This is a genomic window from Moorena sp. SIO3E8 (assembly GCF_010692445.1).
Taxonomy (GTDB): Bacteria; Cyanobacteriota; Cyanobacteriia; order Cyanobacteriales; family Coleofasciculaceae; genus Moorena; species Moorena bouillonii.
Window position 1 is genome coordinate 16377 of the sequence record NZ_JAAHHM010000084.1, and the last position, 14414, is coordinate 30790.

Annotated in this window: 8 protein-coding genes; all 8 read left to right on the plus strand. The window is 42.7% G+C overall.

What is annotated here, in order from left to right:
• Positions 1 to 44: 44 nt before the first annotated feature.
• The 8 genes from F6K46_RS26885 (at position 45) to F6K46_RS26920 (ending at position 14217) form a co-directional block, all read left to right on the plus strand.
• Positions 45 to 683: a histidine phosphatase family protein gene (locus F6K46_RS26885; RefSeq protein ID WP_070395255.1), complete on the plus strand. Its 639-nt coding sequence runs from the start codon at positions 45 to 47 to the stop codon at positions 681 to 683.
• A gap of 630 nt (positions 684 to 1313) precedes the next feature.
• Positions 1314 to 3560 carry an ATP-binding protein gene (locus F6K46_RS26890; protein WP_293061204.1) on the plus strand — a complete coding sequence of 749 codons (2247 nt, stop codon included), beginning with the start codon at positions 1314 to 1316 and terminating at the stop codon, positions 3558 to 3560.
• A gap of 2 nt (positions 3561 to 3562) precedes the next feature.
• Positions 3563 to 5299 carry a GGDEF domain-containing response regulator gene (locus tag F6K46_RS26895; protein ID WP_293061206.1) on the plus strand — a complete coding sequence of 579 codons (1737 nt, stop codon included), beginning with the start codon at positions 3563 to 3565 and terminating at the stop codon, positions 5297 to 5299.
• Between the two features lie 24 nt (positions 5300 to 5323).
• Entirely contained in the window at positions 5324 to 6439 is a 1116-nt protein-coding gene (locus F6K46_RS26900; protein WP_293061208.1) for a response regulator, read from the plus strand.
• Positions 6440 to 6606: 167 nt separating this feature from the next.
• Entirely contained in the window at positions 6607 to 7374 is a 768-nt protein-coding gene (locus F6K46_RS26905) for a YebC/PmpR family DNA-binding transcriptional regulator (RefSeq protein WP_075903695.1), read from the plus strand.
• Between the two features lie 91 nt (positions 7375 to 7465).
• The gene (locus tag F6K46_RS26910) at positions 7466 to 8371 is read left to right on the plus strand and encodes a hypothetical protein (RefSeq protein WP_158069804.1); all 906 of its coding nucleotides are present in this window, start codon (positions 7466 to 7468) and stop codon (positions 8369 to 8371) included.
• 136 nt (positions 8372 to 8507) lie between these two features.
• Positions 8508 to 9581 carry a DUF4231 domain-containing protein gene (locus F6K46_RS26915; protein ID WP_293061211.1) on the plus strand — a complete coding sequence of 358 codons (1074 nt, stop codon included), beginning with the start codon at positions 8508 to 8510 and terminating at the stop codon, positions 9579 to 9581.
• A 490-nt stretch (positions 9582 to 10071) separates the two neighbouring features.
• The gene (locus F6K46_RS26920; protein ID WP_293061213.1) at positions 10072 to 14217 is read left to right on the plus strand and encodes a TIR domain-containing protein; all 4146 of its coding nucleotides are present in this window, start codon (positions 10072 to 10074) and stop codon (positions 14215 to 14217) included.
• Positions 14218 to 14414 lie beyond the last annotated feature (197 nt).

Below are 14414 nucleotides of genomic sequence, written 5' to 3' on the forward strand. Positions count from 1 at the left end.
TTTAACATAACTTAACTAAATTCCCGAAGAGGGTGTAAGGTAAGATGACCCAAACAGTTTGGATTGCCAGACACGGAAACCGCCTTGACTTTGTTAACCCCGAATGGTTCAACATGGCAGAGCGACCCTATGATCCACCGCTTTCAGTAGATGGGGAACTGCAAGCAGCGCAACTGGGTCAACGCCTTGTAGGAAAAGGAATTAGGCATATATTCGCCTCACCGTTTTTACGAACTGTCCAAACGGCTAACCAAGTCGCAGAAATTCTGGATTTACCTATTAAGCTAGAGTTGGGTTTAAGTGAATGGCTCAATCCTGAGTGGATGGCAACTGAACCAGAAAGACTGCCTAATGAAGTATTGCACAAGCAGTTTCAGCGAATTGACACCAGTTATACTTCCTGTGTAATCCCTGAATATCCAGAAACAAGTGTTGCTTTACTCAAACGAACAGGTGAAACGGCACAACGTATCACCGCTCAATTTTCAGAAGATTTACTACTGGTTGGTCACGGACCATCAGTAGTTGGAACCACTCAGGGACTAGTGGGTGCCACACAAGACATTAAAGCATCCTTGTGCTGTTTAGTTAAACTAGTGCGCCAAGAAAAACAGTGGGTGATGGAACTTAATGGAGATACCTCTCACCTGAGTCAGACAGAAGATGTCATCCGGTTTAATTGAAGGGTATAAGCTTCAATAGTATACGAAGGTTTTTTTGTCAAAAGTCTACAGCCATAGTCTCCTTTGACTCATCATCTCACACTTCCTTTCGCCCAAGGGGCGACAGTGGCGCGAACGGGTAAGACCTAGAGCTAATCTGGCTGAGAAACGCGCTTTGACCCATAACCAATCACCAAAGACCAATAATACACTAACTGTTCGTAAATTTACAGGTTTCAAGATAGACAAACTAGCTAAGACACCGTAGTTTCCACGAGGGCTAGAAATTAAGACTGTGCAACAATTTAGGCATCATAGGGTGGTGTAATATCTTACCATCACCTAAGGTTGGGCGGCGAGTGTTGCCCCTATTTTCTTGGTATGGGCATGAATCGACGCCTTGCAATGGTCAGTGGTCAATGGTCAGCTTGCTAGCATGTAATTAGCACTTAGCCCATAACTAAAAGCTAGTAGCTGCGTGCGCAACTGACAATGGACAACTGACCTCAAATCCCCCGAATTGATTGGTGGGGATGGGCTGAAAATTATGGTACAGCGTGGAGTTGATGGCGGTTGAATCTATGTCCAGTCTAGGCTAGACAGTTCCGCTTTTAGCTAATTTTATTGGTTATGTTACCTGAGCATACACCCATGGAATCGAGCACTGGACATCAAAGAGTGGACTATCACCTCTTGAAAGTCCAAGCGGAAATGATTAACCAGATTGCCCAGGTTACACGGGGGACGTTAGTCCTCAATGAATTGCTACCCACCATAGCTAATCAATTACATCAAATCTTGCAAGTGAGTGGCTGTTTAATGTTTCCCACTCACGACGACCCTCCACCTATGGCAACTCATCAAGTTAGCTTTCCCATTACCCAATCAGTGGAGAGTACAGCCGAGCCATGTCTGATCGAGGTATTTCGGAACCTATTTCAGAGTTATCACTCCTGGCTAGCTCAGGGCAAACCGTTGATTATTCCTGAATCAGAGGGAAAACTCCCACCAGAACTGAGGCAATTAACCTATCCATGTGACCTGCGTGCCATCATGATGGTGCCACTGCTGCATGGGCAGTCTTGTCTGGGTAGTATCACCTTGTATCAGTGCGATCACGAACGAGAATGGAGAATCCAAGAAATTGCCTTTATCCGAGAGATCGCCGATCATTTTGCCATTGCCCTAACCCACCAAGAACTCCAGCAACTCTATCAAAAACAAAGCCAAGAACTTAAACAAAAAGAGTCTGCACTAAAAGTAAGCGAGGCTAGAAACCGAGCCCTCTTAGAAGCCATACCAGATGTAATCTTTCGTGTCAATCGGGATGGCTTTTATTTGGATTGGAAAGCGGCCAAAGAAAACCCTGTGCTGTTTCTCACCGATAACTGTATTGGGAAACATTTACATAACTGTTTACCCACTGAGGTAGCAGGATTAATTTGGGAGCATGTGGAAATAGCCCTAGAAAGTGATGTGATGCAAGTTATTGAGTCCCCAGTCAGACAAGATGGTAAACTCCGCTACTTTGAGGCTCGTATTGTTAAAAGTGGGTTAGATGAAGTTGCTGTTATTGTCCAGGATATCACTGAGCGTATTGAAGCACGACTCACCCTAGCACAAGTCAATGATGCTTTGGAAGTCAGAGTTCAACAACGTACCGCTGCTCTGAGGAAAGCGAACCAAGCACTCAAGGGGGAGATTATTGAGCGCCAGAAGGCAGAAGAGCAGTTGCGGCAGAGTGAAGAGCGGTTTCGTAATGTCGTAGAAATTAGTAGCAATTGGATGTGGGAGATGGATGAAAATGCTGTCTATACCTACGCTAGTCCCAAAATCTGGGATTTACTCGGTTATGAACCATCAGAAGTAGTGGGCAAAACTCCGTTTGACTTAATGTCACAGGAAGAGGCAAAACGTGTGATGGAAATTTTGGCTTCCTTTACCGTTTTAAAACACCCCTTTAGCAACTTGGAAAATACCAGAATTCACAAAAATAGTCAGTTAGTGGTTCTGGAAACCAGTGGTGTACCAATTTTTGATCGTCTTGGCAAGTTTTGTGGTTATCGAGGGGTTGATAGAGATATCACTAAACGGAAAGAAACGGAAGTAGAAATTATCAATGCACTGGCTAAAGAAAAACAACTTGGGGAGCTAAAATCTCGGTTTATTACCATGACATCTCACGAATTTCGTACCCCTCTAACAACGATTTTTTCATCAGCAGAGTTACTGGAACATTACGGTAATAAATGGTCAGAATGTAAAAAAAATAATCACCTACATCGCATTCAAAACATGGTTCAACATATGACCAGAATTTTGAATGATATCTTGCTTATTGGCAAGGTAGAAGCCGGTAAAATAGAGTTACAGCTAAAGCCGATAGACTTGGAAAGTTTTTGCACCGATTTAATTTATAAAATCCAGCTTAATGACCGAAATGAGCACACAATAAAATTTACTTATAGCTTAGAAAATTTTGAAAAAAAATTAGGTAGTAATCATGGAAAAAATAATGCGGCTAGTTCGTTCTTATCCGCCCGACCGTATATGGATGAAAAATTGCTTAGGCAAATTTTGGATAATTTGCTGAGTAATGCACTGAAGTATTCTCCCAAAGGTAGCACGGTTGAGATTAAACTCACTTGCTCTGCCAATCAGGCTATCTTTAAAATCAGCGATCAAGGTATTGGTATTCCTGAAGAAGACCAAGGACTACTCTTTGAGACGTTCCATCGAGGTACGAATGTCGGGACAATTACCGGCACTGGCTTAGGACTGGCAATTGTCAAAAAGTGTCTCGATATCTACGAAGGTCAAATTGATCTAGAAAGTGAAGTAACTGTCGGTACAACGTTTACTGTAACCCTGCCAATATATTACTTGCTATCAAATTAATCATGAGAAAAATATTAGTGATTGAAGATGAAGAGTTTGTCCGGGAAAACATTATAGAACTCCTGGACGCTGAAGGGTTTGATGTCATTGGAGCAGAAAATGGTCGTGTTGGTGTTAATTTAGCTAAAGGAACTATCCCAGATTTAATTATCTGTGATGTCATGATGCCGGAAATGGACGGTTACAGTGTCTTAACATCCCTTCGTCAAGACTCAATGATGGCAACAGTTCCCTTTATTTTTTTAACGGCAAAGGCGGCTAAAAATGATTTTCGTCAGGGTATGGAACTAGGAGCAGACGACTATATTACCAAACCCTTTACCAGAGCAGAACTTCTAGGGTCAATTGCCAGTAGACTCAAAAAAAAAGCTGCTGTTCATAAGCATTACAATACTGAACTTCAGGAAGCTAAAAATAAACTCAATTACTTGATCCACCATGACAGCTTGACCAACCTACCTAATCGGCTGTCGTTGCGAGAACGGTTTAAGCAAGTAAAACAACACATCGACGATAATCAAAAACTGGTTACCTTTCTGTGTTTGGGTTTAGATCGGTTTAATCAAGTTAACAATAATCTCGGTCATTTTTGGGGGGATTACTTACTAAAATTTGTTGCTCAACGCCTCACTAATTTTGTGGATAGTCAGGGTACAGTTGCTCGTTTAAATGGCGATCAATTTGCTGTTATTATAGCCACAGCTCAACACAAAAAAGATGTCATCAATCTTGTCCAAAGCATTCTTGACAGCCTCTCTCAAACCATCGTTCTGGATGATCAAGAAGTTTTTATCACCGCCAGTATTGGTATTGCCATTTATCCCCGTGATGGTGAAGACGTTGAACAATTACTCAATCATGCCAACCAGGGGATGCTTGAGGCAAAGCGTCACGGTGGTGATCAATATCAGTTTTACACCAGTGCATTGAATGTCAATTCTTCAAATCATCTTACCTTGCAGAGTAGCTTACGCTATGCTTTGGAACGGGAAGAATTTCAGGTTTACTATCAACCCCAAATCAGTCTTGAGACAGGAAAAATTGTTGGTGCTGAAGCTCTATTACGTTGGCATCATCCAGAACTCGGTTTGGTTCCCCCAGCAAAATTTATTCCAATCGCCGAAGAAACGGGTCTGATTCTATCCATTGGAGAATGGGTATTACAGCAGGCTTGTCAGCAAGCTAAACTCTGGCAAAATGATGGATTTACCTCTTTTCGTATAGCAGTAAATTTATCAGGTCGTCAATTTAATAAACCGGAATTTTACCATAATTTAGTAAAGATTTTGCAGTCAACTGAGTTAACCTATCGAACTCTAGAATTAGAACTAACTGAAAGTATACTAGTAAAAAACACTGAGACGGCTATTCGTCAGTTAAATGAGTTTAAAAACCTAGGCTTAGAAATTGCAATTGATGATTTTGGTACCGGATATTCTTCATTAAGCTATTTACAACAATTTCCCTTTGATGTTCTCAAAATTGATCAGTGCTTTGTCCGTAATATTGTGCATAAGCCTAACCAGGCTGCTATTACTAAGGCAATTATACAAATGGCAAAAAGTTTAAATCTACAACTGATTGCTGAAGGAGTAGAAACTCAAGAAGAATTTGCTTTTATTTATTCTCATAAATGTGATCGAGTTCAGGGTCACTTGATTAGTAGGGCTTTACCAGCGCCGGAATTTAAACGTTTGCTCAATAGCGGTATTGGTTTCCCACTACCTCAAGTCAATTAGATTAGTTTTACAAAGCGGAAAAAAATGGTAAGAACAAAAATTCTGTTAATTGAAGATGAACCTTCAGTACGAGAAAATATACTGGAGTTACTGGAGGCTGAGGATTTTGAGGCGATTGCTGGTAGTAATGGTCGGATTGGTATTGAGTTAGCCCAGAATGAATCGCCGGATTTGATTATTTGCGATGTCATGATGCCAGAACTTGATGGTTATCAGGTATTGCAGACCTTGCGTAAACATCCTGCTACGGCAACTATTCCTTTTATGTTTCTCACAGCTAGAGCTGAAAAAACTGATCAGCGCCAAGGAATGGAATTAGGAGCAGATGATTATCTAACCAAGCCATTTACTAGAGTAGAACTACTAGGAGCAATTACTACTCGATTGGAAAAGCAAGCTGCCCTTGAGTTGCAAAAAGATAAAAAACTGGATGATTTGCGTAGTCATATTACACTGTCTTTGCCCTATGAAATGGATAAACCCCTAAATCGGATTCTGGATATTTCTAAACTAATCATGGAGAAATGGGAAAGTTTGGAACGATATCAAATTAAGACTATGGCAGAAGATATCCATCATTCGGGTGAAAGGTTATTAAGGTTAATTCAGAACTTTTTACTTTATGCAGAGCTTGAAATAATCGCTACAGATTCCAAGAAAATTGAAAATTTGCGAAAGACTACCAGTAAATTGCCTAATCCGGTTCTGGCTAATTTGATTCAGAATCTTGCTCAAAAGACAGGACGGGTTGCGGATTTGCAATTAGATTGGCGAGAGGCTACTATTGCTATGTCGCAAAACCGACTTAATAAAATGTTGGAAGAGTTAATTAATAATGCCTTTAAATTCTCACAAGAGGGAACACCTGTTTGGGTAAATAGCTATTCAGAAAATAATAGGTTGATCTTGTCAGTCCACGACAAGGGACAAGGGATATCTGAAGCTGAAATGGCCGAATTGGAAGCGGACTTACAGTTTAAAGGTAACCTCTACGAACAACAAGGCTCAGGCTTGGGGCTGGTGATTGCTAAACGTCTAGTTGACTTACACGGTGGTAAATTAACAATACATAGTACACTAGGAGAACAAACTACAGTGCAAGTAATGCTACCCCTAATCTCCAAAGGGCTACTCCCTTGACCAAGAACCATTTAGGATCTACCATTTACCATGGACTTTCTTTCCTTAAGTTGGTAGCTATCCTAGGAGAGAGAATAATATATTTTTAGGAGATGACTTGGGTAGGTTATATTTAAACCAAGAAGTGGAGGTATTTTGTTAGTTGGGTTGTAATCAACTTAACCGTTATGGCAGGACATAGTAAATGGGCAAATATTAAGCGTCAGAAAGCGAGGGTTGATGCAGTTAAAGGTAAGACCTTTGCTAAAATCTCTCGGGAGATTATAGTAGCTGCTCGCAATGGTATCCCGGATCCGGAGGGTAATTTTCAGCTGCGGCAAGCGGTGGAAAAGGCGAAGGCAGCAGGGATTCCTAATGACAACATTGAAAGAGCGATCGCAAAAGGAGCCGGTACCCTAGGCAATGAGAGTGACAATCTTGAAGAGATTCGTTATGAGGGGTATGGTCCAGGAGGCGTTGCGATCTTGATAGAAGCTTTTACTGATAATCGGAATCGGACAGCAGCTGACCTGCGCTCAGGATTTACTAAAAATGGTGGTAATCTGGGTGAAACAGGCTGTGTTAGCTGGATGTTTGAGCAAAAGGGTGTCGTTACGCTTACCGGTGATATCACAGAAGACCATTTGTTAGAAGCATCCCTTGAAGGGGGAGCTCAAACTTATGAGTTGAACGAGGATTCCGAAGGTGTAACGGCTGAGGTATTTACAGAAGTTAGCAACCTGGAAAACCTGAGTCAAATTTTGAAAAATCAGGGCTTTGAGGTGAGTGAGGTGCAGTTGCGCTGGATTCCTAGTAATACGGTGGAAGTGACTGACCCAGATCTGGCGCGGACGCTTTTAAAATTAATGGATGCTCTGGAAGACTTGGAGGATGTACAAAATGTTACCGCCAATTTCGAGATGTCCGATCAGCTGATGTCCCTGAGCATGATCTAGCAGATAGAATATTATAAACCACTATAGGTAATTTTAAATGTTTCTATCTGCCAAGACAAAGCAAAAGCGAACAGATCACCAAAAGGTCTTAATGGCTAGATGCCCAGGCATCGCTCCCCCCCGATTGCGCAAGAGGAGAGTTTTAGCTAAGTCCGGTGCTTTGTCCCAGGATGGATACAAGCCAAACCATCTTATCTTCAAGCAGTTCTTAAATAACCAGCCTCTCAAACTCACATTTAAGAATGGGCAAACTGCTTGTGCTATTCAAGTGGATCATTCTGTGGACTTGTCTGGTGCCCTGAACCAAATCGGCCTTGACGGCTCCCGTCCGGTTCTAGTGGTAGTCGGTGGGGCAAGTAAGATGAGTGATCAGAGTATGGCTCGTCTGCGCCTGTTGTTTGTCAATGTACTAGCTCCCATTGCTGAAACCCTGGGAGCATGTGTGGTGGATGGCGGTACCGATACTGGCGTGATGCAGATGATGGGGCAAGCTCGTGCTGAGATTGCTGGCACCTTTCCCTTAGTAGGTATTGCCCCAGTGGGCAAGATTGCGCTTCCTGATGCACCCCCCTCATCTTCTGGTCAAACATCACTGGAGCCAAATCATACTCATTTTATGCTGATTCCTGGGTCTACCTGGGGTGATGAATCCCCCTGGTTGGCTCGTATAGCTACTACCCTGGCAGACGGAAAGCCATCAGTCACAGTAATGGCTAACGGTGGGGCGATTACCTTGCTAGACTTATTTGAAAACAAGAAAGCTGGACGACCATTGATAGTTCTTGGGGGCAGTGGTCGGTTGGCAGATGAAATTACTATGGCAGTACGGTATCCAGAACAAGAAGCACGAGAATCTGTTACCGAACTATTACAACCAAATCACTTGCAACAAAATCATTTGACCTGTTACGACCTCTCACAACCATTCAGTGAATTGACTAAAATCATCATGGAGGGACAGACCAGACAGTCAAGGTACACAGTCAAGAGTACATAAGCTAAAACGCATTTTAAATCCGTTTTAGCAATGGCTTTAGGCATGCATGGCTATTGGCAAAAGGGGACTGAGATCTATCTTTTTTATGTGATTTCACGCGCTTATACAGTTTAAATGCACAACAGCTTAGACTGCCATGACGTCAGAAGTTGAGCCTACATACTCCCCTGGGCCAAGCCCAACCCTCAAACGTGCTTGGGAACGTCAGCGTACCTATAGCAAAAATGCCACAGCGGCTCAGAAACGTTTCTTCCTGCTGCGGATAGGAATTCTGGTATTGAGTGTGTTGGCTACCTTGCTAGCTGTGGTCCACTCAGAGTTGGTAGACGTCCTTGGTGAGTCACACCAGACGGTCAAAGTAATTCACTACGTTCTTCTACTAGTGCCAATTGCTCTCAGTGTACTACTAGCAGGTGCAGTTAAGTTCGACAAAGGTGGCAATTGGATTCTGTTACGGGGTAGTGCCGAGGCAATTAAAAGGGAAATTTACTGTTACCGTGCGCAAGTTGGGGAATACAGTGATAACACCTCGCGGGATGCTAAGCTGGCACGTAAGGTCAAGGTGATTAGTCAAAGGCTAAAGGGAACCACAGTTCACCACACTAGTTTTAGCCCCTACGAGGGGGAAGTTTCCCGTAGAAAACGCTCATCCTTAAGCAAAGACAAGAAAAGCAAGGACAAGAAACATCAGGAAGCTCAACAGCATCATCAAGACGATAAGTTTTCTGACCTCACCCCCGAAAACTACCTAGTCTGGCGAGTGGAAGACCAGTTTAAGTGGTACCGAAAGCGAACTAGGAAACTTGATATACAATTGCATGGCTACCAGTGGGGGGTATATATCTTGGGCGGTGTGGGTTCATTTCTGGTAGCGCTGGGTCAAGACACCTCGGTGGCGGTCACTACAGCCTTAGCTGCGGCATTTTCTAGTTTCCTGGAATTGAAACGGGTTGAGACAACGCTGATTGCCTACAACCAAGCAGCTGATGATTTGTACGATATAAGCACTTGGTGGCATGGTCTCTCAGACCAGGAAAAATTGGATAAATTTGACTTATTGGTGATCAGTACAGAGAAAACCATCCAAAGCGAAAATGTAGGCTGGGTGCAAGAGATGAATGATGCACTAGCAGAACTCTATGGTGAAACCGAGCAGTCGGAGGCTGAGGAAAAAAACACCTCTCCGTCTAAGAAAGTCGATACTAAATGAGATCATTTATAATATCATTTACGTGCTTGACAGACTGGCTTTCTTGTGGTGAGCATTTAGCCCATGGGCAGAGCACCAGAGGTGACACCTAAATCCTAACTATTCTTTAGCTGCTCCCCATTGGCTATATCCGTTACCCATCCGTTACCCATCCGTTGCCCCTATTTCCTTGTCTTGATGCAAAGCGCGAGTGGTTTGTTCGCGAAGCGTCGGCTACGCCGAAGTTACCGTAAGACAGGCTCGCCTTAATCAATAAGTTTTAATCATGCATCTGCATAGCCTACCAACCATTTTGGCTCAACGTAATCAGGTTTCGTCTCCGGGGAAACCCCCAAGACCGTAATGGTGCGTTTTCCGTAGGCGAATTAAATTCGCCACGGGTCGCACCTCTGCATCGCTCTGACAACTCTTCAAGCTTGCTCGATTTACGAAATCCAGGGTGTTACAAGTGTAGTGTTAAGTAGATCTCCTCACCTACACCCCTGGACAAATGACTACATTTTTCGATGCCTTTATCTCCTACGGACGTGCTGACAGCAAAGCCTTTGCTACTAAACTTGAAGCTAGATTAACACAATTGGGCTTAACGGTCTGGTTTGACCAGAAAGACATTCCGCCTGCTGTAGATTGGCAGCATCAGATTGATAATGGCATTGAGAGAACTCATAACTTCATTTTTATCATTTCCCCCCATTCCGTTAATTCAAAATACTGCCTCAAAGAAATTGAACTGGCTATTAAATACAATAAACGCATTATTCCTTTAGTGCATGTTAAATCCCCTCGGGACAAAATTCCTACGATTATCCGTAAACTTAACTGGATTTATTTCCAAGATAAAATCAACGATTTTGAAGCATCCTTTAAACAATTAATGAATTCCATCCGTAAGCATGCTGATTATGTAGAACAGCATACTCGGTTTTTAGTTAAAGCTTTGGAGTGGGACAGAAATCAACAACAAACTAACCACCTGTTAATCCAATCAGAACGGATTCAAGCTGAATCTTGGTTAAAGGTGCGGTTTAAAAAAGAGCAGGCTCCTTGTGTGCCAACGGATTTACATTGTGAGTTTATTTGTGAAAGCACCAATAATGCCAATAACTTAATGACCCAAGTGTTTATATCTTATTCTGATAAAGATCAAGAGATAAAGGATAAAATTGCCAAAACCATGATGCGGGAAGGAATCACAATCTGGAAACTTGAAACGGATATTAAAACCGGTATAGACTTCCAAGCGGCAATCAACCAAGGAATCGAGGAAGCTGATAATCTCATTTACTTAATTTCAACCAATTCGATTCAATCAAAATACTGTCAGCAAGAACTTGAACACGCCTTTGAGCACAATAAACGTATTATATTTATACTGATTGAAGACACGGATATCGACCAAATACCACCAAAAATTCGCTCCTTACAATTCCTAGATTTTACTAAGTATACTAATGAAGCCAACTATCGCTTCATGGCTGCTCAATTATTAAAAGAATTAAATCAAGATGCTCTCTATTACGAAGAGCATAAGCTTTTGTTAGTAAAAGCCCTAAAATGGCTGACCCAAAACCGCAATTCTAGCATTTTATTGCGGGGTCACAATTTAAACTATTACGAAAACTGGCTGAAAGTAAATCGGCAACGCCTGGAACATCCACCCCTAGGATTACATGAAGAATTTCTTGCGGCTAGCAGGAATCAACAGCATGAATCTTATCTAGACGTTTTTATTTCTTATTCCCGTACTGATTCAGATTTGGCTAGAAAGTTAAATGAGGCATTGCAGTTACAGGGTAAAACTACTTGGTTTGACCAAGAAAGTATTCCTCCGGGCAGTGATTTTCAGGAGGAAATATATCGGGGAATTGAACAGTCTGATAATTTCTTATTTATTATTTCCCCTGCTTCCGTAAATTCACCCTACTGTGCTGGGGAGGTAGAGTATGCTCAGACATTAAATAAACGGTTTGTGACTGTGCTTTCTACACAGGTACCAGCAACAGTGCTACATCCTGGATTAGCTAGCATCCAGTGGATTGATTTCAACAGGCATCGAGGAGATTTTTATCCCAATTTCAGTGAATTGGTCAGAACCCTTGATACTGACCGAGAGCATGTGCGCAGTCACACCAAATGGTTGCAACGAGCTAGGGAATGGGAGCAGTCTAACCAAGATACGGATTTGCTGTTGCGTGGCAGTGAATTTTCTATTGCCCAACAATGGTTGCTTAATGCCGAGACCAATGATAAACAGCCGACTGCGATACTTTTACACAAGGACTATATTGCTAAAAGTGGGGATGCCATATCGATTTTGACAAAACGGGAAAAGCGTCGATTAGTTATCTTACGGTTATCCCTTACTTTGATGAGTGCAGCATTTGCAGCAGCTGTTGGCTTTGGCTTGGTTGCTTTCATGCAATCGAAACGAGCAGAAATGGTAAGCGTTGGTCACATTAATGCTCTGAGTCGATATTCACTGGCTCTGAGAGAATCACATCAGGAATTTGATGCCCTGATCGAAGCAATCAGGGCTGCACGGCAACTGCAAAAACAGAGACGCAGTGTAAAACCTGAAACTGAGGCTCTGGTTAGGACAGCATTGCACGGAGCAGTGTCTTGGGTCAGAGAATACAACCGTTTGGTAGGCCATAACAGTTGGGTTACTAGTGTTAGTTTTAGCCCTGACGGTAATCTGATTGCTTCTGCTAGTAAAGACCATACTGTCAAACTTTGGAGCCGCAAGGGTAAGCCACTCCAAACCTTGAAGGGACATGAGGCTACGGTTTGGAATGTTAGTTTCAGCCCAGATGGCAAGACTATTGCTACAGCTAGTCAGGATAAGACGGTCAAACTGTGGAGCTTAGACGGGAAAAACCTCCAAACCTTTAAAGGACATCAGCGTGGAGTGAGGAGCGTGAGTTTTAGTCCGGACGGCAGGATGCTGGCTACGGCTAGTAATGATAATACTGTCAAGTTGTGGAGCCTCAATGGCAAGCAACTCCAAACTTTGGAGGGGATTGCGCCTGGATATGGCAGCATCAGCTTTAGTCCGGATGGCAAAATTCTGGCTTCTGCTGGAAGTAACAATACTATCAAACTCTGGCACCTAGACGGGAGAAGTATTGCAACGTTCAAGGGGCATCAGGCTGAGGTTTATAGCGTCAGTTTCTCACCCCAAGGCAAGATGATTGCTTCTGCTAGTGAGGATAAGACTATTAAACTCTGGAGCCTTGATGGTCGGGAACTGAAGACTTTTCCAAAGAAATTCCCTGGAGTCAGAAGCGTCAGGTTCAGCCCGGATGGCAAAACCCTCGCCTCTGCTAGTCGGTATAAAACCGTTAAACTCTGGAGCCTTGATGGCTCGGAACTCCAAACCTTGCGAGGGCATCAGGCTGGGGCTTATGACCTTAGCTTTAGCCCAGATGGCAAGACCCTGGCTAGTGCTGGTGAAGATAAAACAATTAAACTCTGGCGCTTAGATGCGAAAACACCTCGCACCTTCAAGGGTCATAGGAGTAATGTCTGGAGTGTTAGTTTTAGCCCAGATGGCAAAACTTTGGCTAGTGCTAGTGACGATAAAACTGCTAAGCTATGGCATTTAGATTACACCTGTGGCAAGGAAGGATTAGGGGAGAGAAGCTCTAGTCAAATTATCAATTTTATGGATTTTTGTTTGACCCCAAAAGTTCTAGACAGCCACAGGGATGCAGTGTTTAGTGTTAGTTTCAGCCCCGATGGCAAAACTATTGCTACAGGTAGCCGGGATAGTAGGGTTAGACTTTGGAGTAAGGATGGTAAAAAAATCCAAACACTCCAGGGGCATCAGGGTGGAGTCTTTAGCGTTAGTTTCAGCCCTGACAGTCAGACTATTGTATCTGGCAGTTGGGATAAAGCTGTCAAGCTTTGGAGTTTTAAAGGAAGAGAACGCCAAAGGTTGAAAAAGCTGAGGGCTGGGGTTAGAAGTGTTAATTTTAGTCCCGATGGTCTGATGATTGCTGCTGGTAGTGATGATAATACTATTAAGCTTTGGCGTCGGGGAAACTTATGTCATGGTGAGTTAAAACCAGCAAAATTAAAACCAGCAAACTTAAAACCAGCAGTTGGATCAGACCATAACACAAATTTTTTGCCTTTTTGCTTAACTCCTACCATCCTCAAAGGTCATGATGATGTGATTTGGACTGTCAGTTTTAGTCCCGACAGTCAGATGCTTGTCTCTGGTAGTGAAGACGAAACGGTTAAACTTTGGAGTAGAGACGGTAAAGAAATCCGAACTCTCAAAGGGCATAAGGGTAAGGTGTTTAGCGTCAGTTTCAGCCCAGATGGCAAGATGATTGCTTCGGCTAGTGGTGACAAAACGGTTAAACTCTGGAATTTGAAGGGGCAAGAAATTGAAACTCTGATTGGACATAATGATGGCGTTTTTAGCCTCAGTTTCAGTCCCGATGGCAAAATGCTGGCTTCATCTGACTCCAGTGGCAATGTGATTATGTGGGATATGGATATAAGTTTAGATTTCAATGACCTTCTCGGTCGGGCTTGTGATTGGGTAGGGGATTATCTCAAGCACAATTCTGCAATCGATGAAAGCGATCGCACTCTTTGTCATGGCATTAAACCCAAATCAAAATAGATTGGATTAAGAAAAGGCAATAGGCAAGCTAGCTATAGGCAAGAGGCAAGCTAGCTATAGGCAATAGGCAAGCTATACTACTCCTAAATGATAATAGAGAAAGCCTCATAAGTGCCTAAATTAGGCATAGTAAATAATCGATATTCAATAAATAATTCAAATAATTTCTTAGTGAGCTTGAAAGATTGACATCGTTG

Excerpts from the sequence above, each read along its gene's own strand:
- F6K46_RS26920 (WP_293061213.1), top strand. The coding sequence starts at position 10,072 with ATGACTACATTTTTCGATGCCTTTATCTCCTACGGACGTGCTGACAGC.
- F6K46_RS26885 (WP_070395255.1), top strand. The coding sequence starts at position 45 with ATGACCCAAACAGTTTGGATTGCCAGACACGGAAACCGCCTTGACTTT.
- F6K46_RS26895 (WP_293061206.1), top strand. The coding sequence starts at position 3,563 with ATGAGAAAAATATTAGTGATTGAAGATGAAGAGTTTGTCCGGGAAAAC.
- F6K46_RS26915 (WP_293061211.1), top strand. The coding sequence starts at position 8,508 with ATGACGTCAGAAGTTGAGCCTACATACTCCCCTGGGCCAAGCCCAACC.
- F6K46_RS26900 (WP_293061208.1), top strand. The coding sequence starts at position 5,324 with ATGGTAAGAACAAAAATTCTGTTAATTGAAGATGAACCTTCAGTACGA.
- F6K46_RS26905 (WP_075903695.1), top strand. The coding sequence starts at position 6,607 with ATGGCAGGACATAGTAAATGGGCAAATATTAAGCGTCAGAAAGCGAGG.
- F6K46_RS26910 (WP_158069804.1), top strand. The coding sequence starts at position 7,466 with ATGGCTAGATGCCCAGGCATCGCTCCCCCCCGATTGCGCAAGAGGAGA.
- F6K46_RS26890 (WP_293061204.1), top strand. The coding sequence starts at position 1,314 with ATGGAATCGAGCACTGGACATCAAAGAGTGGACTATCACCTCTTGAAA.